Consider the following 26487-nt stretch of genomic DNA (forward strand, 5'->3'; position numbering starts at 1 on the left):
CATCGGTGCTGATGCTCCCCGTCCCACCCTCGGTGAACCGGCGCGTCGTCACGGCGTTCGCCACGGGATCCGCGCATCCCTCGTGACGGCGAGGCTCGTCACCCGCCGACCAACTACGCCCGAGCGGAACTCAACGGGTTGACAACGCGCAACTGGGGGAACCATGAGAAGTCACGATCGGCCGACCAGAGTTCGGTCACGCCGTGACTGAGGCAGATGGCGGCAACCCGGGCATCGTGCACCTTCGGTCCCGTGACACCGGACTCGCGGAGGAGTTGACCCAGGACCACCGGGTGGTCGGCTGCCTCGGTCAAGACCTGCAGGGTCGGGACGGACAGGAGCGTCTCCACGGCTTCGACTGCCACCGCCAGCTCTGTAGCGGGCCGATAGATCTTCGGATGGGTCACGACCGCAAGGAACTCGTGAAGACACGGCCAGGGGATCGCCCACTGCCCGGGCCCGCTGGCGATCCCCTGCAGCACGCGCTGGGCACGCTCATGGCGAGGGCTGTCCTCGCGGTGGGCGTAGACCAGGACGTTGGTGTCGACAGCGATCACGTCGGCAGTCCGTAGGAGCGGCCGACCACGTCGGTGGGATCGAGGCCGGTCGCGAGTCCCTGCCCTGCCACGGTCGGGAAGTGGAAATCGGGTCGCTCGGCTTTGCTTCGGCGCCGCTCCACCTCGGTGCGCAGCCCGGCCACCACCAGCTCACGCAAGGTCACTCCGTCCTTGCGGGCGAGTTGCTTGGCGTCCCGCGCCAGCGCGTCCGGGATCTCGACCGTCGTCTTCATACGGTTCACCATATCTCGTGACCCGTACTCCCGTATCCTCGGTCCCCAACCAGACTCGGCTGGGCCTTGTCTCCGTGGACGCCGAGCAGCGTGGGAGCAGCACCCAGAGCTCGAGCCCAAACCATGAAGTAAAGCGTTGTCCAAGTTTTTCTATACAACAGGCCAAGTGCGCTGGTAGTCTCGCGCCACCCGTGGCCAACCCAAGGATGCGCGATGAGACGGAATGCGGCACTGCTTCTGGCCCTCGCGGCCGCCCTCGCCCTCGCTGCGTGCGGAGGCGAGGATTCGCCCGCGGACACTCCGGCCACGTCGGCTGCCGACCAGCCGGCTGCCGGGGCCGAGGACGCACCCGTCGTGGAGGATGCGGCAGCACCGGCGGACAAGGAGGCCACGGAGGGCGATGCCCAGCAGGAAGGCGCCGAACCCGAGGCCGAGCAGCCCGGCGCCACCGCCTTCGTCATCGAGCAGACGGCCCCAGAGCCACGGGCCGAGCTGGCCCCTGGCGTCGTGGTGGCCCAGGAGGTCCAGCCCGACGGCGGAACGTCCTGGTATGTCGTGCTGTCCGCGGCCCCGGACGGCACCGTCGTGGAGAACTGGCGATTCACCGTCGACCAGGCCACCGCGGACGAGGACCCCGCCCACACCACCGCCCCTCTGTCGCCCGATGCGTTCAGCTCCGACTTCACCAAGATCGCCGGGACGGCACAGTTCCGCCTCGACCCGATCGGGTTCGACACCCAGGTCGGCTACTTCGACCTGTACGGGACCTTCACCAATCTGTCCGGGCGGGACGAGCCGACCGAGGGTGTCTCCCAGTCAAACCCGAGGTTCGGACCGGACGACCGCCTCTGGTATTGGCAGCAGGCACCCGGCGCGACCAGGGAGCTGTGGTCGGTGGCCCTCGACCGCAGCGACGCCCGCCACGAGGAGGTCGGCCTGACCCAGCCCGGGCAGCCGTTCGTCTTCACCCAGGGCGGTCACCCGGTGCCGGTGTACGACATGAACCTCAACACCGCGGTCGCCGACGACGGGAGCCTGGCGATCCAGGACGACTACAATGGCTGGCGTGTCGACACCGACCTGGCGGCCCTGGCCGACGCCCCGCAGCTGGCCCCGACCGAGATGACGACGGCCAAGCCGGTCGCCTTCCTTCCGGGCAGCACCGACCAGGTGCTGTGCGCCAACGGCCCGGTCTTCGTCTGTGACCTCGACGTGGCGGGCGAGACGTATGCCGTGGGTCCCGAACTCCTGCCCGACAGCGAGGACCTCCAGGGCCAGGCCAATGGGCCGCGGCTCCTGCCGGACGGCACCGTCGCATGGACGACCAGCAACAGCTGGACGGTCGACGGCGTCGACGTGGTGCGGATGGTCCGGATGGACCCCGAAGACGGGTCCCTGGTCGGCAGTGCCGCCATCGCCTACGAGAACCCCAATGCGCCCTACGCCTGGGTGGTCGGCTTCGCCGACTGACTCTGCGGCTGCGACGCCGAGTTCGCGATCGTCCCTCGTGACGAGAGCCTGGTTGGATGGCACCGATGAGTGAGACGTTCGACCGCGCCCGGTCCCTGGCCGCATTCGGTTTGCTCGGACTGGGCAGCGCCAACGCCGGCAACCTGTTCACCGCGATGACCGACGAGGACGCCCACGCACTGTTCGAGGCCGCGTGGGACGCCGGGATCCGGCACTTCGACACCGCCCCTCACTACGGGATCGGCCTGGCCGAGGAGCGGCTCGGCGCATTCCTGCGGACAAGACCGCGCGAGGCGTTCCACCTGTCGACCAAGGTGGGGCGCCTGCTCGTGGCGAACGAGGACTTCGCCGGCGAGCCGGACCCGTTCGAACAGTTCGCGGTCCCCGCGACCCGCCGCCGCGTCGTCGACTACTCGGCGGACGGCATACGGCGCTCGGTCGAGGACTCGCTGATCCGGATGGGCCTGGACCGGGTCGACGCGATCTACGTCCACGACCCCGAGCAGCACGGGGACGAGAACACCGTGCCGTTCCTGGAGTCGGCGGTGCCGGCGGTGTGCACGCTGCGCGAGGAGGGCCTGGTCGCCCACGCCGGGGTCGGCACCGGGTCCGTCCCGGCCGCCCGGGCCGCAGTCGCGATCGGCGGGCTCGACCTGCTGATGCTGGCCGGCCGCTACACCCTCCTGGAGCAACCGGCCCACCCCGAGCTGCTGGAGGAGTGCCGGGCGGCCGGCGTGGGCATCGTCAACACCGCCCAGTTCAACTCCGGGCTGCTGGCCACGGCCGACCCGGGCCGGGACGCGCACTACGAGTACGCCGCGGTGCCGCCGGACAAGCTCGAGCGGGCGATCCGGCTGGCCGGCGTGTGCCGCGAGCACGGCGTCGAGCTGCCCACCGCGGCCCTCCAGTTCGGCCTGCGGCACCCGCTGGTGGTGGCCGTCGTGATGGGCGCCGCCACCGCCGACCAGGTGCGGGAGAACGTCGCTCGCCTCGACCAACCCGTGCCCGACCAGTTGTGGGAGCAGCTGCACCAGGAAGGACTCATCCCGTGATCATCGACAGCCACATGCACGTCTGGGACCGCGCGGTCAGCGCCTCCCGTCGAATATAGGATTTGCTATCATATACGCATGCAGGACCTGGCTGCAGTTGCTCACGAGGCCGACAGGACGATCCAGACGGCACGCGCCCGCCTGGTCTCGGCAGTCCGGCAGGCGGCAGCAGAAGGCATGACCCAGCGGCAGATCGCGACCGCGATCGGGCGGAGCCAACCCGAGGTGTCCCGACTCCTGCGCTTCCACGGGACGTCTCCGTTAGGCCGCAAGATCCGCAGCGCGCGCGCCCAGGTCCTCACCTTGATCAAGGCAGCCGGCGGCACCAACGTCAGGGTGTTCGGCTCGGTCGCGACCGGCATCGACCGACCCGGATCCGACATCGACCTGGTCTTTACGATGTCGCGCCCCCTGAGCCTCATGGAACTCGCCGAGCTCGAACAACAGGTCAGCGGTGTCGTAGGAGCCAACGTCGATCTGATCCCGGATCACGCGGTGCGCCCTGACCTGCGCGAGCGCGTGGCCGCCGAGGCGGTACCCCTGTGACGCGACGCTCGAACAGATCAGAACGGGAGATCTTGGACGAGGCGCTGAATCACCTGGAAATCGTCCAGCAGCACGCGACAGGCGACCTCGACCTGCGAGTGATGCGCAACCGCATCGCTCATGGATACATGCTCGTCGATCCCGACATTATCCGCAGCACCCTGGAACGCGACGTCCCAGGAATCATCGAACGCATCCATCACGCACTCGACACACTCGCCTAGACCGGCGACCGGCGGAGCAATCACGCCAGGAAGGACTCATCCCCGTGATCATCGACAGCCACATGCACGTCTGGGACCGGACGGTCAGCTCCTACGACTGGATCACCGACGACCTCGCGCCGCTCACCGAGACGCACACCCCGTCCCGCAACGCCGACGCCCTCGCGGCCTGCGGCATCGACCAGGTGGTGCTGGTCCAGGCCGAGGATTCGGCGACGGACACGGCATACATGATCGACACCGCCCGGGGCCGCCTCGACGGGGCGCTCCCGGCCGACCACCCGACCCGGATCACCGGAGTGGTGGGCTGGGTGCCGCTGGACGACGCCGGGGCGGCAGCAGCGCAGCTGGAGTCGTATGCCGAGGGGCCGCTGTTCAAGGGCGTGCGGCACCTGATCCACGGGGACCCCCGGGCGACGGAGTTCCTCCGGCTGGACGCGGTGCACGCCGGGCTCGACGTGCTCGCCGGTGCCGGGCTGGTGCTGGACCTGCCCGACGCCTGGCCGCTGTTCGCCACCGACATCGCCGCCACCGCCGACCGACACCCGGACCTGACGATCGTGGTCGACCACCTGGCCAAGCCCCCCGCCGACGCCGGTGAGTGGGAGCGCTGGGCCGACTGCATGCGCCAGATCGGCGCCCGGCCCAACACCGTCACCAAGGTCTCCGGGCTGCACCTGGACGGCATCCCCTACACCGCGTCCGCGCTGCGTCCGTCCTTCGACGTGGCGCTCGAGGCGTTCGGCCCCGACCGGATGATGTATGGCGGCGACTGGCCGATGACGCGGCTCAATGACGGCTACGTGAAGACGTTCGAGGTGCTCGCCGAGCTGATCGGCACGCTCAGCGACGGACGAGGCCGGCGGCGATCTGGGCCGGCACGGCGGCTCGCACCTACCGGCTCTGAGGCGCCGCGACCTGCTCGCGTGGAGCTTGGAGGGGGTGATAGGCCCCTTGATGCTCCACACGAGATCTGCCCGCGGCTTCCACCAGATCGCACTGATATCGAGTAGGTGAAACCAGGAGGTGAGTGACATGGAGCAGATCCTCATCCGCAACCTTCCCGCCGGGACCATGGCCGCCCTGAAGGTGCGCGCCACACAACACCGTCGGTCCGTCGAGGCCGAGGTCCGCGAGATCCTCGCCGCAGCGCTGGAGCGCGAGCCGGCAACGCTCGTCGACCTCCTCGTCACCGACGAGGGCGCCGAGATCGAGTTCGAGCCCGAGCGCCTCGGACTGACCGCGCGCACACCCGGCCTGTGACGCCACTCGGCGTTGTCTGTCACAGCCCTTGGGCCGACTCCGCTTGACCTGAATAGATAGCAGAAACGTTATACTCAGGCATGAGTGGTGGTGACCTGATCAGGGAGGCGCGCAGGCGTGCCGGGATCTCCCAGGCCGAACTGGCGCGCCGGGCGGGCACGACCTGGGAGGCCGGGTCGCCCGCTGGGAGTCCTGCCGGACCGCCCCGAGCCTGGACACCATCCGCCGCCTGGTTCGCCTGTGTGACCTCGACCTGGAGGTCGCGATCGTGCCCCGGGACGACAGCGACCTGGCCCAGGCCGAGCGCCTGGCGACACTGACGCCTCAGCAACGGGTCGAACGTCACCAGCGGCTTGCCGCGCAATTGCGGGCCAGCCACGACCCAGCCTGAGTTCGCCCCGGCTCAGCCGGCCGCGGCGCCGACCTCCCCACACAGGTGCACGCTGATCCCCATCCCGTCGAACATCGCGGCCTTGGCCACCAGCGCGGCATCGGCCGAGGCGGCGTCGGTGCCGTAGGCGATCTGCACGTGGTTCGCCTTGTGCCGGGCCATGAACTGGTCCCGGTTCACCCCGTGCAGCACGACGTGCGCGATCGGCCACTCGGGGTTGGTGGCCTCCTTGCGGCGCCGGGTCTCCTCCTCGGGCAGCTCGACGACGGAGGCCCGGCCGATGTCGGCGTGCAGCGCGCCGTCGGCGATGTAGACCCGGGACCACACGATCTCCCCCGGCTTGGAGACGCCGTTGATCGTCGCCCCACCGGCGGGGAAGAACACGTTGCCCTGCCGCCAGCCCTCGGCGTCGGCATACCCGTTCGGGAAGTGCGAGGGCGGCACGGACCCGGAGATCTCGTAGACCCAGACGAACTGCCCGTCGAACTCCTCGCCCCACCGCACGTCGTGCAGCGTGGTCGCCGGGTCCAGGCCCATCGCGGTCCACACCCGGTTGGTCACCAGGGCGTCCACGGCGACCCCCTCGTCCACCTCGTTGAAGTGCGGGAGGGGCGCGCCGGCATACAGCTCCCGCTCCCCGTCGCGGGAGGTGACCGGCGGCCGGGACACGTTGTTGAGCAGGCCCTCGACCAGGTCGGAGGCGGGCGCGAGGTCCTTCAGGCCCTGCTGGTACTGGATGCCGACGGCGTCCAGCCCGAAGTCGTCGGAGATCCGCAGCGCGGCGACATACATCTTGTACTGCCACAGCAGCTGCCGCTCGGTGAGCTCGGTGTCCTCGTCGGTGCCGAGCCGGAACGTCATCCCGGCCTCGGTGAGCCAGCGCCCGACGGCGTCCGCCTCGGCGTCGTCGACCTGCTGCATCTCGGCCCACAGTGCGCTCTGGGAGAGCCGCTCCTTGTAGATCCCGGTCGGGTTGAGCAGCTCGTCGTCGATGATCGCGTTGTACATCCCCATGCAGCCCTCGTCGAAGACGCCGATGATCGCCTTCTCGGTGCGCAGCTGCTCGGCCAGCGCCCGGCCCAGGTCGCCGCTCGGGCGACTCCGGCAGCTCGGGCAGGTCGCGCACGTGGCGAGGCGTCGTGGGTGACGGCGCCGGTCTCGAGCCACTCGCGGACCCCGTCGCGGAACCACTGGTCGGTGCCGTCGACGGTCCACAGCGTGGCGTAGTCGCGGCCCATCTTGGTCAGCCCGGCGTTCAGCCCGAGGAGCCCGACCAGGCCCGGGCCAGTCGCCGGCGAAGTTGGCCACGGTCAGCACCGGCCCGCGGTGGGTGCGCAGCCCGGCGAGCACGTGGTGGCTGTACTGCCACACCGCCTCGGCCACGATCAGCGGCGCGTCCGGCGGGATCGCCTTGAACACCTCGAGCCCCATCCGCTGGGAGGAGATGAAGCCGTGCCCGGTCGCGGGGTCGACGTCGTTGGCGCGGGCCACCGTCCAGCCGTGCTCGCCGAGTGCGTCGGCCACGATCTGCTCCAGCTCCACCTGCACGGGCCAGCCCGCGGTGTTGGCGGACTCGCGCAGGTCACCGCTGGCGATCAGGTATGCCGTGTGCTCGGGGGCCGCGGGAGCCTCGGCGAGGTCGGGGAACTGGTAGGTCACGGTGTCTCCTTGGGGTCGGACTGCGGACTGTGCTGCAGGTCGGCGAGCGCGTGCACGACGGGCTGGGTGGCGGGGTAGAGCTCGCGGTAGTGGCGGTACAGATCGTCGTAGCGGGCACGCCGGGCGGGGTCGGGCCGGGTGGTGCTGGCCGGCGGGTTCCACGCCTCGATGTCGGCCCCCCACCCAATTTTCGTAGCGGGTTTGCTCCCCAATCCCCCATCTTCGTAGTGGTTTTGCTCGGCCGCGGCCGCGAGGAAGGCCATGCCGTAGCTGGCACCGATCGTGGTGCTCGGCAGCACCTGCTCCAGGCCGGTGACGTCGCTGACCACCTGCGGCCAGAGCGGGTGCTGCACGCCACCGCCGACGGCGACCACGCGCCGCACCTCCACCCCCTCGTCGCGGAACGCCTCGATGTTGTGCCGCACGCCGAAGGCGGTGGCCTCCAGCGCCGCGCGGTAGAGGTCGCCCCGGGTGTGCGATCAGGGTGAGCCCGGCCACCACGCCGCGCGCCCGCGGGTCAGAGACCGGGGTGCGCTCCCCGTCGAAGTAGGGCAGCATCAGCAGCCCGCGAGCACCCGGGCCGCTCGCCTCCGCCTCGGCCAGCAGCTCCTCGAACGGCGCCCCGCCGGTGAGTTCGCGCACCCACGCGGTCACCGAGCCCGAGGAGGCCATGCCGCCGGCCAGGTTGTAGGTGCCCGGGTAGGCCCCGACCGTCCCCCACATCACCTCGCTCGTCCGCGGCCGGTCCCCGGTGGCGATGAGGAACATCGTGGTGCCATACATCAGCATCAGGTCCCCGGGCTGCTGCGCCCCGACGCTCACCGCCTCGGCCCACGCGTCGATGGTGCCGGCGACGACGGGCACGCCCGCTGCCACGCCCCCGAGCGGCTCCCGGGTGTGACCGACGACCTCACCCGGCCAGGCCAGCTCGGGCAGCTCGATGCCCGGCGCGACCTGCTCGGCCCACGGCCGGTGCCACTCGCCGGCGGCCAGGTCCAGCAGCGGAGTGCACTGGCCCGCCGAGTGCCGGTCCATCCGGTAGGCGCCGGTCAGCCGGTGCACCAGCCACGAGGAGGGCATGAAGAGCCGCCGCGCCACGGCATACGCCTCCGGCTCCTCCTCGCGCACCCAGGCGACTTTGGGCCCGGCGGCCTGGCTGGAGAGCACGGACCCGCACCGCTGCCGTATGTCGTCACGCCCCAGGTCCGCCTCGATCGCCTCGATCTGGGCACCGGCCCGGCTGTCCACGCCGTAGAGGATGGCCGGGCGCACCGGCGTGCCGTCGGCGTCGGTGAGCACCACGCACGGCCCCATCCCGCTCACCCCGACCGCGGCGACCTCGACGGCACCGTCGCCGGTCAGCTCCTGGGCGATCGAGACCAGCTCGTCCCACCAGATCACGGGGTCCATCTCGACGTGGCCCGGGGCAGGACGGTCCACCGTGTGCGGCCGGGTCGCCGAGCGGGCCACCGTGCCGTCCTCGAGGACGAGCACCCCCTTGGTGCTGGAGGTGCCGACGTCGACGCCCAGGAAGCCGCGCGCCATGGGACTCACTGCCCGACGGGTCGCAGCCGCAGGCCCTGCATGCCACCGTCGACAGCCAGCGAGGTGCCGGTGGTCGACCCGGACAGCGGCGAGGCCAGGTAGGCGATGGCCCCGGCGATCTCGTCGGCCGACACGAGGCGTCCGTGCGGCTGGCGGGCCTCCAGCGCGGCCCGCTCGGCGGCGGGGTCGGGCGCCTTGTCCAGCAGCCGCCCGATCCACGGGGTGTCGGCGGTGCCGGGGTTGACGCAGTTGACCCGGATGCCCTCGCGGACGTGGTCGGCGGCCATCGCCAGGGTCATCGACAGGACGGCGCCCTTGCTCGCGCTGTAGAGCACCCGGCTGGGCAGCCCAGCCGTCGCGGCGATCGAGCACACGTTGACGACCGACGCCGCCGGCGACTCCCGCAGGTGCGGCAGCGCGGCGGCGATCACCCGGGCCATGCCGACCACGTTGACCTGGAGCACCCGGTCCCACTCGGCGTCGTCGTTGTCGGCCACGGTGCCCTGGGCGCCGATGCCGGCGTTGTTGACCACGATGTCGATCCGCCCGAACTCGGCGACGACCTGCGCGATCGCGGCGTCCACCGACCCCCGGTCGGCCACGTCGCAGGTCACGCCCGTGTGCGGCCCGTCGGCCGGCGGCGCCAGGTCCAGCACGGCGACGCGGGCACCCCGGGCAGCCAGCACGTCCGCCGTGGCCGCCCCGATGCCCGAGCCGCCGCCGGTGACGACCGCGACCAGACCGACCAGCTCTCCCGCGCTCATGCCGGGCTCCCCTCGGTCCGGCCCGCGGCGGGTGCATCGCCGACGAACTCCTGTCGCTGCCGGCCCAGGCCGTCGATCTCGACCTCGACCATGTCGCCCGGTTTCAGGTAGGGGAAGCGCCCCGACAGGGCCACGCCCTCCGGCGTCCCGGTCAGGATCAGGTCACCCGGCTCAAGGGTGAGGTACTGGCTCAGGTGGTGCACGACATACGGCACGGAGAAGATCAGGTCGGCGGTGCTGGAGTCCTGCCGCGGCTCCCCGTTGACCCAGCTGCGCAGCCGCAGGTTGCCCGCGTCGACGTCTTGCGCCGGCACCAGCCAGGGGCCGATCGGAGTCGAGCCCGGCAGGCACTTGCCCTTGGACCACTGGCCCCCGGACTCCTCCAGCTGCCAGGTGCGCTCGGACAGGTCGTTGGCCACCAGGTAGCCGGCGATGCAGGCCGCGGCCTCCTCCACCGACGCGAGCTCGCTGGCCTCACGGCCGATGACGACGCCCAGCTCGACCTCCCAGTCGGTCTTCTCGCTGCGCGGCGGGATCCGCACCGCGTCGTCGGGGCCGCCGACCGTGTTGGGCGTCTTGAGGAAGAGCACCGGCTGCGCCGGCGGCGCCGACCCGGACTCGGCGGCGTGGGCCGCGTAGTTCATCCCGATGCAGAGCACCGCACCCGGGCGGGCGATCGGGGAGCCGATCCGTATGCCGTCTGTCGCCACCGCGGGCAACTCACCGTCGGCGAGGGCCTGGCCGGCACGGGCCAACCCGTCCGCCGCGAGGAACGCCCCGTCGATCTGCTGGGTCAGTCCCGAGAGATCATATGTCGTGACGCTCCCGTCCTCGCCCTCGACCTGGACCACGGGGCGCTCCGCCCCACGCTCGCCTACCTGCAGAAACCGCACGGTGAACCCTTCCGGACGACGACACTGGCCGTGGTGCGACGCGCACACCACGACCAGTATCGCGGCCCAAACATCCGATGTCCAAGGCGGGGCTCAGGAAGTCCACGGCTGGCTGAGCGCGATCACCTCACCGTCGGCATTGACCAGCACGGTGACGATCCCGCGGAACCCGTAGAGCCAGGTCATGGCCTCGCCGCACGGCACCGGGTCGGTGATCATCGGGTCGCTGGGCCGCCGGGCGAAGCACCGGGTCTCCTCGGTGAGGGTGAACTCGTCCTCGCCGATCACCTCGACGGGGCTGCTGGGGTCCGGGTCGAAGTACTCCAGCAGCTCCACCTGCACGGTGCTGCCGTCGGTGTCGAGCAGGCGCGCCACGTGGCCGGTGAGGCCGGTGGTGTCGCCGCCGCTCTCGACGCTGGCGAGCAGACCGTCGACGTCCTGACCCGCCGTGGCCCGGATGTGCAGGCCCAGGTCCGGGACCCACCAGAAGTCGGTGGTGCCGGGGTCCTCGGCCTGGCAGTCGCCCTGGGCGTGGCGGGTGCGCGTGGCCTCGTAGCCGCCCACCTGGACGTCCTCGGTCTCGCACTCCTCGCCGGCACCCGACTGGTCCGGCTGCTCCGTGTGCCCGGCGCTCAGCGAGGCGTTGCACACCAGGTCCCCGGCGTCCTCCGGGTCGCGCAGGCACGCCCCCGTCGGCACCTCGGCGTCACCGCTGACCGTGATGGGCTCCATCACCCAGCCCTCAGGCAGCACCGCCTGGACGCCGGTGGTGAGCGGGGTGGGGGTCTGGCCGTCCGAGCGCGGCGGCTCCTCCTCCAGGCCCTCGGCCAGCTCGTATGCCGTGGCGCCGGTCACCAGCAGCTGGTCACCGTCGACCTGGAGCGTGGGCTGCCCGTCCACGAGGGTCACCCAGTGGTTGGTGGCGGTGGCCTCCTCGCCCTCGCACGGGCGGTGCGGCCCGCGGAAGTTCGCCAGGGTCAGCAGGCCCTCGTCGTCGACCTGGGCGTCCGTGCTGCCGATCTCGCACTCGCCCACGCCCAGGCTGAGCTGGAGATTGCCCGCCTCCTGCGCCTCCACCTGCAGCCCGGCCTCCGGCAGTGCGACGAGTTCCTCCACGGGCCCCTCGGGCTCGACCGACTCCGGCAGCAGGCTCCAACTGCCCTGGACGTCCTCCGGTGTGGCGGGCTCGGGCCCGTCGCCGGGCTCCCCGGCCGTGTCGGCCCTGGCGAAGGCCACGGTGACCTGGTCCTCCGGCGGGACGCCGGTCCCGTCCGTCGGCTCCTCGTCGGTGGACTCCTCGTCCGACTCCGGGTCGACCGGTCGCACCGAGAGCAGCAGCGCCTCGTCCTCGACCGTCCGGAGCCAGCCGCCCTGCGGCAGCGCGGCCATCCAGAAGTCCTCGGCCGCCTGCACGTCGGGCTCACACCCGATGTCGGTGCTGGCCACCTCTGCGGGCGGGAACGTCCCGTCGTTGACCTGCAGGCCCTGCACGCCGGCCTCGCCGCAGTTCGGCGATGGCGATGCCCCAGCCCTCCTCGGCGAATCCCAGCGTGGTCTCGTCGCCGAGGTCGGTCACCTCGTCGGGGACGGTGCCACCGGTCGTGCTCTGCAACGTCCACTCCGTGCCGACCAGGTCGTCCGCCGCGGCCGGGCTGGCTGCCGACTCATCGACGGCCTCCGACTCGCCACCAGCCTCCGAGTCCTCACCCGCGGGCACGAAGACGAAGGTCACCGCGTCCGGCGGCACGCCCGCAGGCTCGTCGGGGTCCACCGCCTCGGTGTGCTCCGCGACGGTCGGCTCCTCCTGGTCCAGCCCGATCAGACCGGGCCCGAACACGGCGCCCAGGCCGACCACACTGCATACGGCCACACCGGCGACGACGGCCCGGCGCCGGGTGCGGATGCGGCCCGCCTGCTCCCAGGCCTGGGCGCTCATGTCGGGCATGGCTGCGCCCTCGGCTCCCTGGGACAGCACGTCCCTGATGTCCATCGGCCCCTGCTGCCCGTTCATCGTTCCTGTCCTTCCATCCGGGCGGACGCTTCGGGGTCGGCCTCCCGGTCGACCACGTCCGCCTCCAGCTCCCCCCGGAGGGTCTTCAGCGCGCGATGCGCCTGACTCTTGACCGTCCCCACGCTGACGCCCAGCACCTCGGCCGTCTGCGCCTCGGTCATGTCGTCGTAGTAGCGCAGGACCAATACCGCCCGCTGCCGTTGCGGCAGCGCCCGCAGGGCGTCCCGCACCTGCCAGGACGACAGCCACGAGTCGGAGTCGTCCGGCCCCGGCTCCTCCGGCATGGTGTCGCGCAGTCGCTCCCGGCGCCGTTTGCGCCACCAGCTCACGGTGTCTCTGTAGAGGATGCGCCGCACGTAGGCGTCCGGGTAGCCGTGTTTGACGGTCTTCCATTTCAACGCGAGCTTGATCATGGCGTCCTGCAGCAGGTCCTGCGCCTGGTGCACGTCGCCACACATCAAGGTGGCGGCGCGCAGCAGGTGCTGCTGCCTGGCGGCCACGAACGCCGCGTAGTCCGGATCAATGTCCCTCATCGAGCTCCCCTTCGATTGGTCCACCTGTAACGCATCACACCGGGCCGATGGTTGTCGGCCGACGCGCCCGGGCGCCTCGGATCCGGCGCGGCTGGGTCGCGAGCTCGGGGCTAGACGTCGGACCTTCCTCCGGGTAAGACCCGGTGGACACCGCCAGAAGTCTTGCTTCAGGGGGCAGCGCCGAGCGAACATCTGATGTTTAATGGGATCTGGTCATTGCCGCATCGAGGAGGCTTTTCGTGAGCAGCATCGTGTCCCTGTCGACCATCGACATCCGCTTCCCCACCTCACGGGACCTGGACGGCTCCGACGCGATGAACCCCGACCCCGACTACTCCGCCGCCTACGTGGTCCTGGAGACCGACGCCGGCGACGGGCACAGCGGGCACGGGTTCGTCTTCACGATCGGGCGGGGCAACGAGGTGGTGCAGGGGGCGATCGATGCGCTGCGACCGCACCTGGAGGGTCAGGACGCCGAGGCGCTGCTGGCCGACATGGGCGGCACCTGGAGCGCCCTGGTCCACGACTCCCAGCTGCGCTGGCTCGGCCCGGAGAAGGGCGTGATCCACATGGCCATCGGAGCCGTGGTGAACGCCCTGTGGGATCTGAAGGCCAAGCGGGCTGGCCTGCCGCTGTGGCAGCTGCTGGGCCGGATGAGCCCGGAGGAGATCGTCGACCTGGTCGACTTCCGCTACCTCACCGACGCCCTCACCCGCGAGGAGGCCCTCGACGCTGCTGCGCGCGCGCCGAGCCAGGGCGCGCCGCGCGGGAGGCCGAGCTGCTGGCAGCCGGCTACCCGGGCTACACCACCACCCCGGGCTGGCTCGGCTACTCCGACGAGAAGCTCGAGCGGCTGTGCCGCGAAGCGGTCGACGAGGGCTGGGCCCAGATCAAGCTGAAGGTCGGCGCGGACCTGGCTGACGACATACGGCGATTGCGCATTGCGCGCGCGGCCGTCAGCGCCGGACACCGCGATCGCCGTCGACGCCAACCAGCGGTGGGACGTCGCCGACGCCATCGCGTGGGTGCAGGCGCTGGAGGACGACCAGATCGCGTGGGTCGAGGAGCCGACCAGCCCCGACGACATCCTGGGCCACGCCGCGATCGCCGAGGCCATCGCCCCGATCCCGGTGGCGACCGGGGAGCACGTGGCCAACCGTGTCGTCTTCAAGCAGCTGCTGCAGGCCAAGGCGCTGCGGGTGCTGCAACTGGACGCGACCCGGGTCGCCGGGGTCAACGAGAACGTCGCGATCCTGCTGCTCGCCGCCAAGTTCGGCGTGCGCGTCTGCCCGCACGCCGGCGGCGTGGGCCTGTGCGAGGCGGTGCAGCACCTCAGCATGTTCGACTTCGTCGCCGTCTCCGGGACCCAGGAGGGGCGGATGATCGAGTTCGTGGACCACCTGCACGAGCACTTCGTCACCCCGACGGTGATCGAGCGCGGGCGCTACCGGGCGCCGGTCGCCCCGGGGGCGGGCACCGAGATCCTGCCGGCCAGCCGCGCGGAGTACACCTTCCCCGACGGCCCGGCCTGGCGGTCGGAGCAGGCTCGCTGATTCCGTGCGGGCACACTGACTCCATGACTGCGCTCGGCCTGGGCTGCGCCGCGTTCGGCAACCTCTACTCCGTCGTGTCCGCCGACACGGCCACGGAGTCCGTGTGGACTGCCTGGGAGCTGGGCGTGCGGCACTTCGACACGGCACCGCACTACGGTCTCGGCCTGTCCGAGCGGCGGCTGGGTGCGGCGCTCGTCGGGCCGGCGCTGATCGGGCAGGCGCTGATCGGGCCGGCGCCCATCGGGCAGGCGCTCATCTCCACCAAGGCGGGCCGACTGCTGGAGCCGAACCCGGACTACGTCCCGGGCGACCAGGACCCCGACGGGTTCGTGGTGCCGGCCGAGCTCCGTCGTCGCTGGGACTTCACCCCCGACGGCCTGCGCCGCAGCCTGGAGGCGTCGCTGGAGCGGCTGGGCACCGACCGCGTCGACACCCTGTATCTGCACGACCCCGACGTCTACGACCTCGACACCGGCATCCGCACCTCGCTGCCGGCCCTGGCCGCGCTGCGCGACGAGGGCCTGGTGAGCCGGATCGGCGTCGGCTCCAACGACGAGGCCGCCCTGGCGCGGTGCGTGCGCGAGGCCGACCTCGATGTCGTCATGTGCGCCGGCCGCTACACGCTGCTCGAGCAGCCCGCCGCGCGCGAACTGCTGCCGCTGTGCCTGGAACGCGGTGTGGGCGTGGTGGCCGCGGGTGTCTACAACTCCGGCGCCCTGGCGACCGATCACTTCCCGGAAACGGTGATGTACAACTACCTCCCCGCCCCGCCCGAGGTCGTCGCCCGGCTGCGTGAGGTGCACGCGGTCTGCGCCGCCCACGGCGTGACCGTGCCCGAGGCCGCCGTCCGGTTCGTCGCCCGCCACCCCGCCGTCGAGGTCGTGATGCTCGGCGCGCGGTCACCCGAGGAGGTGCGCCAGGCACACGCCCGCTTCACCGCCGACGTGCCCGAGGGGCTCTGGGCGGACCTCCCGTCCACACCCGCCTGAACTCGCCCGTCCCACCTCGCTCCACCTCGAACCGCCCCCCGCCGCACCTCGCTCCCCCGGCGAACCGCCCCCGGCCGCGCCTCCCCACACTCGCGTGGAGGATTTCGGGGCCTATGACCCCCTTCATCCTCCACGCGAGATTCGCCGGCCCTCGTCATACGTCACACACGCCGCCCCGGGTCGCCTCGCCAGCGGCAGGAAGCACCGCCCCGTCAGCGGGCTGTGGATAACCGCAACGCCGGGAGGGCCGATCGGGGCATCCTGCCGGGGTGACCCCCGAACAGCGAGCCCGCAAGCAGCGCGGCGCGATCACCACCTCCCAGGCGGTGGCGTGCGGCATGACGATCGACGAGGTCCGGGCCAAGGTCGACTCGCAGCGGTGGCAGCGCCTGCACTTCGGCGTCTACGTCACCAACACCGCCAAGCCGTCGTGGGCGACTCGCGCGTCGGCCGCCCTGCTCTATGCGGGCAAGGGTGCAGCGCTCTCCCTGCAGACCGCGGCCTACCACTCACGGCTCACCACGAAGCAGCCCCCAGTCATCCAGATCTACATCCCCGCCTCCCGCCGCGTAGTCCCCATCGCCGGGGTATCGATCCGCCGCAAGCGAGCGCCCTTCCGCAGCAACGTCGTCGAAGGACTCCTCACCACGCCTGCTGCCCCGACCGTGATCGATATCGCCGCCGAGCCCGACCAGACCGCGGACGACATCGTCTCCCTGGTGGCACGCTCCTGTCAGTTGGGACGGACCAGCGCGGACCTCCTGCTCGCAGAGTTGCGCACCCGACGGGCGCACCCTCAGCGGCTGCTGCTGCAGCTCGCGCTCGGCGACGTCTCGGACGGGCGTCGAGAGCGCGGCAGAGTTCCGGTGCCTCAACGATGTGGTCCGGGCCCACGGCTTGCCCCCGATGACCAGCCAGACGCCGACAGGCGACGGTGGCCGACGAGACTTCGAGTCCGACTACGGCGTCATCCTGGAGGTCGACGGCGTCCAGTGGCACCAGGGGGCGCAGCTGCGCCGGGACCGCAAGCGAGACCGGGCAGCCACCCGCGAGGGCAAGGTCACCCTGCGAGCGGGCTGGGTCGACGTCGCCGTCGAGCCGTGCCAGCTCGCGGTCGACCTGGCGTTGGTGCACCGCCAACGAGGGCTGGGACGGCTGGCCCACGCCGTGCTCCCCGACCTGCGCCGTCCACACCATGCAGCAGACCTCCTGAGAGCCGAGGGCGAAGAGTTCCTGAGAGCCACGGGCGAAGACTTCCTGAGAGCCGCGTGGAAACTCGCGTGGAGGATTTCGGGGCCTATCACCCCCTTTATCCTCCACGCGAGACGGAGGCCGTCGCACTGAGGGCGGCTCGGGATGCCAGAGCGGCCGGGACCTCTCGGAGGAAGGTCCCGGCCGCCCGGGCTTGGGGGGCGAGAGCGAGCCCCGTTAGCGACGGGAGTTGCCCGCCACGCGCACGGTCACCGGCTCACGCCACGGTCACCGGCTCATTCGTAGAGCATCGCCCGGATGTCCTCGTCGTCAACGTTGGACTCGTCGACCCAGTAGGACCCGGTGTCGACCTCCTCGTCCACGTCCTCACCCTCGATCGTCGCGACCGCCGACTCGACGGTGGCGCGGCCGATGCCGGCCGGGTCCTGGGTGACCAGGCCGGCCATGACGCCGCTCTTGATGGCGTCGATCTGCGCCTGACCCGAGTCGAACCCGACGACGGTCACGTCACCCGGCGACAGGCCGAGCTCGTTGATGGCGTTCACGATGCCGATGGCCGAGCCCTCGTTGGTGCCGTAGAGGCCCGCCATGTCGGAGTGGGCCGCGAGCATCGTCTTGGCGATGTCCGCGGACTGGAGGTGGTCACCGTCGCCGTACTGGATGTCGACGATCTCGATGTCCGGGTACTCCTCCTCCATGTAGTTGATGAAGCCGTCGCGCCGCTCCACACCGGTGCTGTTGATCTGGCTGTGGGCGACGATGCCGACCTTGCCCTCGCCACCGATCAGCTCGGCCATGTGCTCACCGGCGAGCGCGCCGGCGACTAGGGAGTCGGTCTTGGAGATGTTCACCGCGTAGTCGGACTCGTCGCAGCCGGCGTCGAACTCCACGACCGGGATGCCGGCCTCCTCCGCCTGCTCGTAGAGCGGGACGCAGGCCTCGGGGTCCAGGGCGGCGAACCCGATGGCGTCGGGCTGACGCTCGATCGCGCTCTGCAGCATCTGCAGCTGGGCGTCGATCTCGGTCTCGGAGGCCGGGCCGTCGAAGGTGACGGTGACGCCGAGCTCCTCGGCCTTCTCCTCGGCGCCGGACTGGACGGCCTGCCAGAACTGGTGCTGGAAGCCCTTGGAGACCAGGGCGATGTCGTACTCCCCGTTCTCGGCGCCGCCTTCGGAGCCGCCCTCGTTGCCGCCGGCGTTGCCGCCCTCTTCCTCGGCACCGGGGTCCTCGACGAGCTCGCCGGAGTCGCCGCAGGCGGAGAGGGTGAGCGCGGTCGCGGCCGCGATCGCCAGGAGGGTCATTCTGCTGTGCTTCATATCTGCTCCCTTGCAGAAGTGGGATGCCCCGGGAGGGGCGTCAGGGGTGGGTTGGTGTGCTGTTGTCGTGGCGTATGTCGTGGACGGCCCGGATTCGCTATGCGTGCCCACCCCCCTCTGCGCGACGCTTGCGCAGGTTGTCCGCGAAGACGGCGACGAGCACCACGACGCCGACGACGACGGTCTGCCACTCGGACTGGACCGCCATGATCCGCAGGCCGTTGATCAGCACGCTCATGATGAGCGCACCGATCAGGGTGCCCAGGATCGTGCCGCGGCCCGCCGAGCAGGGAGGTGCCGCCGATGATCACCGCGGCGATGGCCTGCAGCTCATAGCCCATGCCGAGCTGCGGCTGGGCCGAGCTGAGGCGGGAGGCCATGACGACCCCGGCCAGGCCCGTGCAGGCGCCCGGCCAGGGCGTAGATGCTCAGCAGCCAGCGGCGGGTGTTGATGCCGGAGAGCCGGGTGGCCTCCTCGTTGCTGCCGATCGCGTAGGTCATCCGGCCCAGCACGGTCTTGGTCAGCACGATGCCGAGCACGAGCGCCAGGGCAAACAGGATGAGCACCGCGTTGGGGATCCGGGGGATGAACTGTCCCAGCGCGATCTGCTGGAAGCCGGGGACGGCGGACAGGTAGATGGGGCGCACCCCGGACAGCACCAGGGCCAGTCCCTCGGCGATCATCATCATCGCCAGGGTGGCGATGAACGGTGGCAACCCCAGGATCGTGACGTTGAACCCGTTGACGAGCCCGATCAGCGCCCCGAAGGCGATGCCGCCGAGCACGCCCACCACGAGCGGCAGGCCCATGTTGGTCAGCAGCAACCCGGTGACCACCGAGCACAGCGTCATCCCGGTGCCGATCGACAGGTCGATGCCGCCGGTGATGATCACGAAGGTGGTGCCCACCGCCAGGATCCCGATGACGGCCGTCGCCAGCAGGATCGAGGTCAGGTTGCTGATCGTGAAGAAGTTCGAGTTCGCGATGGAGAAGAAGAGCACCAGCGCGATCAGGGTGCCGAAGGCCAGGAACTGCTGGAGACCCTGACCGACCCGGCCGCGCCAGGACGCCGTGGCCACGTGGCCGGGATCGGGCGTGGCACCGGACCGCGGCTCGAGGTCCTGCCCGGCGGGGGGCTGCGAGCTGCTCATGCGACCACGTCCTCGTCGATGTTCTTGGTGGCCAGCACCATCACCTTCTCCTGATCTGCCTCGTCGTTGTCCAGATACCCGGTGACCCGCCCCTCCGACATCACCACGATGCGGTGGGAGAGCCGCAGCACCTCGGGGAGCTCGGAGGAGATCACCATGACCGCCTTGCCGCGGTCGGCCAGCTCGTTGAGCAGCTTGTAGATCTCCTCCTTCGCGCCGACGTCGATGCCGCGGGTGGGTTCGTCGAAGATCAGCACGTCGCAGTCCCGGGCGAGCCACTTGCCGATGACGATCTTCTGCTGGTTGCCGCCGGACAGGTTCTTCACCAGCGCCCGGGTGGACGGCGTCTTGATCCGCAGCGAGTCGATGTAGGACTGGGTCACGGAGCGGCCCTTGCCCTTGTTGAGGAAGCCCAGCGGCCCCCGGACCTTGCCCAGGGAGGACATCAGCATGTTGAACGCGACGTCCTGCTCGAGCATCAGCCCGTGCCGCTTGCGGTCCTCCGGCAGGTAGCCGATCCCGAGCCGCACCGCCTGGTCCGGACCGCTGATCCGCACCTCGCGGCCGTGCACGGCGACGGTCCCGTCGGTGATCGGGTCGGCCCCGATGATGGCCCGGGCGGTCTCGGTGCGGCCGGCGCCCATCAGCCCCGCGAACCCGAGGATCTCGCCCCGGTGCAGGTCGAAGGAGACGTCCTGCAGCAGGTTCTTGGTGGACAGCCCCCGCACCGACAGCACGACGTCGTCGGGGTTGCGCTGCACCTCCTGCCGCTCGCCCTGCTGGCCGACCAGCTCGCGACCGACCATCATCGCGATGATCTCCTCGTCGGTGACCTCGTCGATCTCCCGGGTGCCGACATACTGCCCGTCCCGCAGCACGGTCACCCGGTCGGCGATGCGGCGCAGCTCCTCCATCCGGTGGGAGATGTAGACGATGCCCACGCCGCGGTCCCGCAGCGACTCGATGAGGCTGAAGAGCACCTCGGTCTCGGCCAGGCTGATCGCCGAGGTCGGCTCGTCCATCACCAGGATCTTGGTGGACTCGAAGGAGAGCGCCTTGGCGATCTCGACCATCTGCTGCTGGGCGACGGTGAGGTCACCCACGGTGGCGGTGGGCCGCAGCCGTATGCCGAGTCCGTCCAGCAGGTCCTTGGTGCGGCGGCGCAGCGCCCGTTCGTTGAGCCACGGGCCGGTGCGCGGCTCGCGGCCGATGTAGATGTTCTGCCCGACGGTCAGGTGGGGCAGCAGGTTCATCTCCTGGTGGATGATGCTGATGCCCAGTTCCTGGGCGTCCTTGGGCCCGCCGACCTCCACCTCCTGGCCGTCGATGCTGATGGACCCGGTGTCCTTGGTGTAGATGCCGGACAGGATCTTCATCAGCGTGGACTTGCCGGCGCCGTTCTCACCGACCAGGGCCAGCACTTCGCCGCGGTCCAGGCTGAGGTTCACACCCTGCAGCGCCTGCACACCGGGGAAGCCCTTGGAGACCTCTCGGATCTCTAGGAGCTGAGCCACACACTTCACCTTCCTCGTCGAAGACCGTGCTAAACATCCTACGTCTGACGGAATCCTACGGCCTTCCGGCCGTCACACAACACCCTTCTGCACCAGATAGCACGAGTAGGGGATGGTCTCGCCGGTCTGGATGAAGAGCATGGCGCCCTTCGCCTGGGCGTAGAAGTCAAATCTCTCGACCGGGGTGATCGTGACCTCTGCCCCCTCGGCGTCGGCCGCGAGCCGCCCCAGCGCGGTCGTCGCCTCGGTCAGCCGCTCGGGCTCGTCGTCAATTTCCATCCGCCAGATCGGCGAGGGCACGAAGCCGTCGAGGGGGAACACGCTGAGCAGCGCCCGGGCGGCGGCCTCGGTGTCGGCGCCCCGCAGGTCCACGACGGGGACCTGGTAGCGGTAGGCCGGGAAGTTGCGGTCCACCAGGCCGAGCACGTCGCCGTGGCCCATCTCGTCGAGGAGGTGGAGCAGCGAGCCGGTGAGCAGCGGGTCGACGTTCTTGAGCATCAGGTCCTCCGTGGGTAACCGGTGTGGTCGGGGTTGGGGCGGGTGGTCCAGCCGCCGGCGCCGTCGTCGACGACGAGGGCGGCCATCCCGCCGGCGTCCTCGATGAGCGCGTAGTCCTGCCCGGAGTCGGCGGGGTAACAAAACAGGGTGACGAACGGCTCATCGCCGGTGTTCACGCTGCGGTGCACCCAGTGCCCGGGCACGTGCACGGCCTCGCCCGCGGTCAGCGGGACCGCCTCGGACCGCCCGTCCACGGTCTCCAGGAGCATCACCCCGCTGCCGCTGAGGCAGTGGTAGAGCTCGGCCCGGTTCGGGCGGGCGTGCAGGTGACCCCGGGTGACGGCATACTCCTCGCCGACGCGGCCCGGCAGGAGGGTGCTGGTGCCGATGATGAGCGCGCCGTCGTCCTCGACGTTGCGGTGCTCCTGGACCGTGTAGACCACGGCATCGGCACCGCGCCGCGCCACCTCCTCGGCGTAGGCGGCCCTGTCGCGGTAGACGCCCGCCATGTCGCCGAGACGCTTGGTATAGCTGCCCGTCGCGCCCGCCAGGCTGCCGTCGCGGCCGACCGTCAGTCGACCGGGATCGGGGGGTGCGCTCGTCATCGGGCCGGGCCTCCTCGCAGGGGTGCGCCGCGGGTGCGGTGCAGTGCGGCACACCCTAGAACCAATCGGATGTCATGACAACCCCTTGACAAGGGTGTCATGACAGGGGCACGCTCGGACCGCAACCATCCAACCTCTGGGAACAGGCGGCCGCACAGATGATCGTCGCGCACGACCTCGGGACGACCGGAGACAAGGCGTCACTGCACGACGAGACCGGGCGCACCGTCGCCACCTTCACCGCGGAGTACCCGACCAGGTTCGGGCCCGACGGCGTCGCCGAGCAGGACCCGGAGCGGTGGTGGGACGCCGTCGGCGATGCGACCCGTGGCCTGCTGCAGCAGACCGGGATTGCGCCGGATCGGGTCCGAGTCGTCGGCCTGTCCGGCCAGATGATGGGCGCGGTGTTCCTCGACGAGCAGCACCGACCGACGCGGCCGGCGATCATCTGGGCCGACCACCGCAGCCAGCCCCAGGCGGACCGGCTGCTCGCCGCGGTCGGCCAGGACACGGCATACCGGGAGTTGGGCCACCGCATCCACCCGACGTACACGCTGGCCAAGGTGATGTGGGTCCGCGAGCACGAGCCCGAGGTCTGGGAGCGCACCCGACACGTCTGCGTCGCCAAGGATTTCGTGGTGCACCGGCTGACCGGCACCCTGGTCACCGACCCGTCCGACGCCTCCGGCACCGACGCCTTCGACCAGGGCTCGGGGCAGTGGTCCACCGGGCTGCTCGCGGCAGCGGACCTGTCGGCCGACCTGTTCCCGCCGATCGTGCCGTCCACCACCGTCGTCGGCGGCCTCACTCCGTATGCCGCATCCGCCACCGGACTGCCGGTGGACACCCCGGTCGTGCTGGGCGGCGGCGACGGGCCGATGGCCGCCGTCGGTGCCGGCGTGATCACGCCCGCGGACGCCGCCTACGCCTGCCTGGGGTCCTCCTCCTGGATCTCCTGCTCCTCCCGGCAACCGCTGCACGACCCCGAGATGCGCTCGATGAGCTTCAACCACGTCGTGCCGGACCACTTCGTCCCGACCGCGACGATGCAGGCCGGCGGCGCGAGCCTGAGCTGGGTGATGGACCTGTTCGGCGGGGGCAAGGACGCCTACGACCGCCTGCTGCCGGAGGCGGCCGAGGTGGCTGCCGCCGACGAGGGCCTGTTCTTCCTGCCCTACCTGCTCGGGGAGCGCTCCCCGAACTGGAACGCCAACGCGGCCGGGACCTTCGCCGGGCTGCAGCGCCACCACGGCCCCGCCCACCTGGTCCGGGCGGTGCTGGAGGGCGTGGCCTTCAACCTGCGCACCTGCATGGGTGCCTTCACCGACAGTGGCGTCGCGCTGGACCGGGTGGACGTCATCGGCGGCGGCGCGCAGAGCGAGGTGTGGATGCAGGTGCTCGCCGACGTCTGGCAAGTGCCGGTGCGCCAGCGGACCATCGTGGCCGACGCCAACAGCCTGGGGGCCGCCGTCACCGCCGCCGTCGGTGCGGGCCTCGTCGAGGACTTCGAGGTGGCCAAGTCGCTGTCCGAGCTCGCCGCCGAGTTCACCCCCGACCCCGATCGTGCCGCCCGGGCGCCCGAGCAGCACCAGATCTTCCTCGCGGCCTACGAGTCGTTGGTGCCGTGGTTCGACTCCCGGGTGGGCGCCCGGTGAGCACCACGACCGCGTCCTCGTCCGGGGCCAGGGCCGTCCGCACCGTCCTGGTCACCTCGCGCTCCTTCTCCTCCGGCTCCCTGGACCTGACCGGCCGGCTTGAGGCGGGCGGGCTTCGCGTGGAGCGCGGACCGGCCGACCACGACCTGGCCGAGCTGAGGCCCCTGCTGGCGGGTGCCGCCGCCTGGATCGCCGGGACCGGCCCGGTCACTGCCGAGCACCTGGCCGCGGCCCCGGGCCTGCGGGTGGTGGCCCGCTATGGCGTGGGCACCGACGCGGTCGACCTCGCCGCGGCCGCCGCCGCGGGCATTCCGGTCAGCAACACCCCCGGGGCCAACAGCGAGGCGGTGGCCGAGCACGCCGTCGCCCTGGCCTTCGCGGCGCTGCGGGCGGTGCCCGCGGGCGACCGCCGGGTGCGCGCGGGCGACTGGGGCGTCACCCGCGGTCGGCAACTCGCCGGGTCCACCGCCGGGGTCGTCGGCTTCGGCCGGATCGGACGCGCGGTCGCCCAGCGGTTCGCCGCCCTGGGGTGCCGGGTCCTGGTCCACGACCCGTTCGTGGCCGACGAGGACGTCCGCGCCGCCGGGCACGAGGCCGCGTCCCTGGAGCAGATCCGCATCCAGTCGGGCCTCGTCTCGCTGCACGCCCCGGGCGGGGACGTCGTCGTCGACGGGGCCTGGGTGTCCGACTGCGCCCCGGCGCAGGTGGTCGTCAACACCGCCCGGGCCGCGCTGGTCGACGAGGCCGCGGTCGCCGCCGGGCTCCGCGCGGGGCTGTTGCACGCCTTCGCCGCCGACACACTGAGCACGGAGTCCGACGCCGAGCGCCACTCACCGCTGCTCGACCCCGACCTGGCCGACCGGGTCGTGCTCACCCCGCACCTCGGCGCCCAGACGGTCGAGGCCGTCGACCTGATGGGGTCGATGGCGGTCGAGGATGTGCTGGCGGTGCTCGCCGGCGGGCCCCCGGTCCATCCCGCAGGAGCCACCCGATGACCGCCCGGATGCGCTTCGTGGGCGTCACCACCGGCGCCTCCTCGATCATGCGGATCTTCCCCGTCTGGGCCGACATCCTCGGGCTCGACGCCGAGCTCGTCGGACTGGACATCCCCCTCGGGGCCGACCCCACGGCATACCGGGCCGCGATGACGCAGATGCGCGAGGACCCGGCCTGCGTCGGCGCCCTGGTGACCACCCACAAGATCGCGCTGCACGAGGCGGCGCGCGACATGTTCGACGAGTTGGACCCGTTCGCGGCAACCTGCGGGGAGATCTCCTCGATCGCCTTCCGCGGATCGCGCACGACCGGGGCGGCCAAGGACCCGATCACCGCCGGTCTCGCGCTGGAGGAGGTCCTCGCGGAGGACCACTTCGCGGGCGGCGGCGAGGTGCTCTGCCTGGGGGCGGGCGGCGCGGGCACCGCCATCGGCTGGTACCTCGCCGGGCGTCCCGACCTGCCCGGCCCGCTGACCTTCGTCGACGTCTCCGCCGAGCGGCTAAACCACCTGCGCGCCGTGGTGGCCGACCACGCCCCGGACACCGACCTGCGGACCGTGCGGGTGGAGGACGCGGACCTGCCGACGCTGCTGGAGGCGCTCCCGCCCGGCAGCCTGGTGGTGAACGCCACGGGCCTGGGCAAGGACCGGCCAGGCAGCCCACTGCCCCAGGGGACCGTGCTGCCCGAGGGCGCCGTCGTGTGGGAGCTGAACTACCGCGGCAGCCTGGAGTTCCTGGCGCAGGCCCAGGCCCAGCAGGACGCACGCGGCCTGACCGTGGTCGACGGCTGGCGCTACTTCATCCACGGCTGGACCCAGGTGATCGCCGACGTCTTCGACCTGACGATGACGCCCGAGCTGGTCGCCGAGTTGTCCGCCGCCGCCCGGGAGGCGACGCCGTGACCGCGGTCGTGCGCACGGTGCTGGGCGACATCGACCCCGCCGACCTCGGGCCCACGGACTACCACGAGCACCTCTTCCAGGTCTCGCGGCTGCTCCCCGACGACGACCTCGACGACGAGTCGGCCAGCGCCGCGGAGGCGGACTCGCTGCGGGCCTCCGGGGCCGCCGCCGTCGTGGAGGCGACCCCGCTCGGTCTGGGCCGCAACCCGGCCGCCGTGGCCCGGATCGCCCGGTCGAGCGGGCTGCACGTCGTGCACACCACGGGGGTGCACCGTCAGGAGCACTACCGGGGCGGCGACCCGCTCCTGCGGGCCTCCGCGGCGGCGCTGCACGACCGGTTCCGGCAGGAGCTGCTCGCCGGGATGGACGACACGGGCGTGCGGGCCGGGCTGGTCAAGGCCGGGGTCGGTCTGTGGTCCATCAGCCCGTTCGAGCGCCGGGCCCTGGAGGCGGCCGGTGCCCTCGCCGCCGAGCTCGGGGTGCCGGTCATGGTGCACCTGGAGCACGGCAGCGCCGCCCACGAGGTGCTCGACCTCCTCGCCGCCCAGGGGTGCCCCGCCGACCGGGTGGCCCTGGCGCACGTCGACCGCAACCCCGACCCCGGGCTGCATGCGGACCTGGCCGCCCGGGGCACCTACCTGGGCTACGACGGCGCGGCCCGGCACCAGCGCTGGCCCGACTCGGTCCTCGTGGACTGCCTCGCGGCGACCGTCGCCACGGCCGGTGCGGAACGGGTGCTGCTCGGGGGTGACGTCGCCCGGCGGTCCCGCTACACGGCATACGGCGGTATGCCGGGTCTGGCCTACCTCTTCGACCGTTTCGTCCCGCGCGTGCGGGCTGCCGTCGGGGACGAGGTCACGGACACGGTGCTGCGGGCGAACCCGGCGCGGTGGCTGGCCTGGGAGCCGGCGCCGTGAGCGCGGCACCCCACCCTCGCGACCCGTCCCGCGACCTG

The 26487-nt window shown here is 71.5% G+C and carries 27 protein-coding genes and 2 pseudogenes; 13 read left to right on the top strand and 16 right to left on the bottom strand.

The window, feature by feature from the left end:
- Positions 1-113: 113 nt before the first annotated feature.
- Both AC1QRC_RS00295 and AC1QRC_RS00300 read right to left on the bottom strand, forming a co-directional pair.
- Complete coding sequence (locus AC1QRC_RS00295) at positions 114-557, bottom strand: type II toxin-antitoxin system VapC family toxin (protein WP_484204904.1); 444 nt, start codon at positions 555-557, stop codon at positions 114-116.
- Entirely contained in the window at positions 554-790 is a 237-nt protein-coding gene (locus AC1QRC_RS00300; protein ID WP_484204905.1) for a hypothetical protein, read from the bottom strand. Before AC1QRC_RS00300 ends, AC1QRC_RS00295 begins: the two co-directional genes overlap by 4 nt.
- A gap of 213 nt (positions 791-1003) precedes the next feature.
- Here AC1QRC_RS00300 and AC1QRC_RS00305 point away from each other — a divergent pair, with 213 nt between their 5' ends.
- The 6 genes from AC1QRC_RS00305 to AC1QRC_RS00330 all read left to right on the top strand — a co-directional run bounded on the left by AC1QRC_RS00305 (position 1004) and on the right by AC1QRC_RS00330 (position 5345).
- A complete protein-coding gene (locus AC1QRC_RS00305; protein WP_484204906.1) occupies positions 1004-2260 on the top strand; it encodes a hypothetical protein in 1257 nt (418 codons plus the stop codon).
- 65 nt (positions 2261-2325) lie between these two features.
- Positions 2326-3312, top strand: a complete 987-nt coding sequence (locus AC1QRC_RS00310; RefSeq protein ID WP_484204907.1) for an aldo/keto reductase — start codon at positions 2326-2328, stop codon at positions 3310-3312.
- Between the two features lie 78 nt (positions 3313-3390).
- Positions 3391-3858: a nucleotidyltransferase domain-containing protein gene (locus AC1QRC_RS00315; RefSeq protein WP_484204908.1), complete on the top strand. Its 468-nt coding sequence runs from the start codon at positions 3391-3393 to the stop codon at positions 3856-3858.
- 128 nt (positions 3859-3986) lie between these two features.
- The gene (locus AC1QRC_RS00320; protein ID WP_484206703.1) at positions 3987-4082 is read left to right on the top strand and encodes a hypothetical protein; all 96 of its coding nucleotides are present in this window, start codon (positions 3987-3989) and stop codon (positions 4080-4082) included.
- Between the two features lie 44 nt (positions 4083-4126).
- Positions 4127-5095 carry an amidohydrolase family protein gene (locus tag AC1QRC_RS00325; RefSeq protein ID WP_484204909.1) on the top strand — a complete coding sequence of 323 codons (969 nt, stop codon included), beginning with the start codon at positions 4127-4129 and terminating at the stop codon, positions 5093-5095.
- A gap of 22 nt (positions 5096-5117) precedes the next feature.
- Positions 5118-5345 (top strand): FitA-like ribbon-helix-helix domain-containing protein, encoded by a 228-nt coding sequence (locus tag AC1QRC_RS00330; protein WP_484204910.1) that lies wholly within the window; start codon positions 5118-5120, stop codon positions 5343-5345.
- Between the two features lie 403 nt (positions 5346-5748).
- On the opposite strand, the gene AC1QRC_RS00335 is transcribed toward AC1QRC_RS00330, so the two are convergent.
- From AC1QRC_RS00335 to AC1QRC_RS00370, 8 genes and pseudogenes are all read right to left on the bottom strand, one after another.
- Positions 5749-7167 (bottom strand): fucose isomerase, encoded by a 1419-nt coding sequence (locus AC1QRC_RS00335; RefSeq protein ID WP_484206704.1) that lies wholly within the window; start codon positions 7165-7167, stop codon positions 5749-5751.
- Positions 7168-7391: 224 nt separating this feature from the next.
- On the bottom strand, positions 7392-7820 hold the full coding sequence (locus AC1QRC_RS00340) for an FGGY-family carbohydrate kinase (protein ID WP_484206705.1): 429 nt from the start codon (positions 7818-7820) through the stop codon (positions 7392-7394).
- Positions 7821-7938: 118 nt separating this feature from the next.
- A pseudogene (locus tag AC1QRC_RS00345) lies at positions 7939-8940 on the bottom strand (FGGY family carbohydrate kinase); the annotation flags it as partial.
- 5 nt (positions 8941-8945) lie between these two features.
- Positions 8946-9704 (bottom strand): SDR family NAD(P)-dependent oxidoreductase, encoded by a 759-nt coding sequence (locus AC1QRC_RS00350; protein ID WP_484204911.1) that lies wholly within the window; start codon positions 9702-9704, stop codon positions 8946-8948.
- Positions 9701-10597, bottom strand: a complete 897-nt coding sequence (locus AC1QRC_RS00355) for a fumarylacetoacetate hydrolase family protein (protein ID WP_484204912.1) — start codon at positions 10595-10597, stop codon at positions 9701-9703. Before AC1QRC_RS00355 ends, AC1QRC_RS00350 begins: the two co-directional genes overlap by 4 nt.
- A 93-nt stretch (positions 10598-10690) precedes the next feature.
- Positions 10691-12088 carry a hypothetical protein gene (locus AC1QRC_RS00360; RefSeq protein ID WP_484204913.1) on the bottom strand — a complete coding sequence of 466 codons (1398 nt, stop codon included), beginning with the start codon at positions 12086-12088 and terminating at the stop codon, positions 10691-10693.
- Positions 12018-12608, bottom strand: coding sequence for a hypothetical protein (locus AC1QRC_RS00365; protein WP_484204914.1), 591 nt, complete (start codon positions 12606-12608; stop codon positions 12018-12020). The genes AC1QRC_RS00360 and AC1QRC_RS00365 overlap by 71 nt, the downstream gene beginning before the upstream one ends.
- Complete coding sequence (locus AC1QRC_RS00370; RefSeq protein WP_484204915.1) at positions 12605-13141, bottom strand: SigE family RNA polymerase sigma factor; 537 nt, start codon at positions 13139-13141, stop codon at positions 12605-12607. Before AC1QRC_RS00370 ends, AC1QRC_RS00365 begins: the two co-directional genes overlap by 4 nt.
- A gap of 239 nt (positions 13142-13380) precedes the next feature.
- Between AC1QRC_RS00370 and AC1QRC_RS00375 the strand changes: the two are divergent.
- The 3 genes and pseudogenes from AC1QRC_RS00375 (at position 13381) to AC1QRC_RS00385 (ending at position 17027) form a co-directional block, all read left to right on the top strand.
- A pseudogene (locus AC1QRC_RS00375) lies at positions 13381-14694 on the top strand (enolase C-terminal domain-like protein).
- Between the two features lie 23 nt (positions 14695-14717).
- Entirely contained in the window at positions 14718-15683 is a 966-nt protein-coding gene (locus AC1QRC_RS00380; RefSeq protein WP_484204916.1) for an aldo/keto reductase, read from the top strand.
- A gap of 906 nt (positions 15684-16589) precedes the next feature.
- Positions 16590-17027: a hypothetical protein gene (locus AC1QRC_RS00385; RefSeq protein ID WP_484204917.1), complete on the top strand. Its 438-nt coding sequence runs from the start codon at positions 16590-16592 to the stop codon at positions 17025-17027.
- A 143-nt stretch (positions 17028-17170) separates the two neighbouring features.
- Here AC1QRC_RS00385 and AC1QRC_RS00390 read toward each other — a convergent pair whose 3' ends face one another.
- The 6 genes from AC1QRC_RS00390 to AC1QRC_RS00415 all read right to left on the bottom strand — a co-directional run bounded on the left by AC1QRC_RS00390 (position 17171) and on the right by AC1QRC_RS00415 (position 21980).
- Entirely contained in the window at positions 17171-18211 is a 1041-nt protein-coding gene (locus tag AC1QRC_RS00390; RefSeq protein ID WP_484204918.1) for a substrate-binding domain-containing protein, read from the bottom strand.
- The gene (locus AC1QRC_RS00395) at positions 18208-18591 is read right to left on the bottom strand and encodes a hypothetical protein (RefSeq protein ID WP_484204919.1); all 384 of its coding nucleotides are present in this window, start codon (positions 18589-18591) and stop codon (positions 18208-18210) included. The genes AC1QRC_RS00390 and AC1QRC_RS00395 overlap by 4 nt, the downstream gene beginning before the upstream one ends.
- Positions 18542-19363, bottom strand: coding sequence for an ABC transporter permease (locus AC1QRC_RS00400; RefSeq protein ID WP_484204920.1), 822 nt, complete (start codon positions 19361-19363; stop codon positions 18542-18544). The genes AC1QRC_RS00395 and AC1QRC_RS00400 overlap by 50 nt, the downstream gene beginning before the upstream one ends.
- Positions 19360-20877, bottom strand: coding sequence for a sugar ABC transporter ATP-binding protein (locus tag AC1QRC_RS00405; protein WP_484204921.1), 1518 nt, complete (start codon positions 20875-20877; stop codon positions 19360-19362). The genes AC1QRC_RS00400 and AC1QRC_RS00405 overlap by 4 nt, the downstream gene beginning before the upstream one ends.
- A gap of 72 nt (positions 20878-20949) precedes the next feature.
- Complete coding sequence (locus tag AC1QRC_RS00410; RefSeq protein WP_484204922.1) at positions 20950-21375, bottom strand: RbsD/FucU family protein; 426 nt, start codon at positions 21373-21375, stop codon at positions 20950-20952.
- Positions 21375-21980, bottom strand: coding sequence for a glucose-6-phosphate isomerase family protein (locus AC1QRC_RS00415; protein ID WP_484204923.1), 606 nt, complete (start codon positions 21978-21980; stop codon positions 21375-21377). Before AC1QRC_RS00415 ends, AC1QRC_RS00410 begins: the two co-directional genes overlap by 1 nt.
- A gap of 158 nt (positions 21981-22138) precedes the next feature.
- Here AC1QRC_RS00415 and xylB point away from each other — a divergent pair, with 158 nt between their 5' ends.
- The 4 genes from xylB to AC1QRC_RS00435 are packed head-to-tail and all read left to right on the top strand — an operon-like array spanning position 22139 to position 26449.
- On the top strand, positions 22139-23635 hold the full coding sequence (xylB, locus tag AC1QRC_RS00420; RefSeq protein WP_484204924.1) for a xylulokinase: 1497 nt from the start codon (positions 22139-22141) through the stop codon (positions 23633-23635).
- Positions 23632-24630, top strand: coding sequence for an NAD(P)-dependent oxidoreductase (locus AC1QRC_RS00425; RefSeq protein WP_484204925.1), 999 nt, complete (start codon positions 23632-23634; stop codon positions 24628-24630). The genes xylB and AC1QRC_RS00425 overlap by 4 nt, the downstream gene beginning before the upstream one ends.
- A complete protein-coding gene (locus tag AC1QRC_RS00430; RefSeq protein ID WP_484204926.1) occupies positions 24627-25532 on the top strand; it encodes a shikimate dehydrogenase in 906 nt (301 codons plus the stop codon). Before AC1QRC_RS00425 ends, AC1QRC_RS00430 begins: the two co-directional genes overlap by 4 nt.
- Positions 25529-26449, top strand: a complete 921-nt coding sequence (locus tag AC1QRC_RS00435) for a phosphotriesterase family protein (RefSeq protein ID WP_484204927.1) — start codon at positions 25529-25531, stop codon at positions 26447-26449. The genes AC1QRC_RS00430 and AC1QRC_RS00435 overlap by 4 nt, the downstream gene beginning before the upstream one ends.
- Positions 26450-26487: the final 38 nt, after the last annotated feature.

The organism is Ornithinicoccus sp. (genome assembly GCF_057176825.1).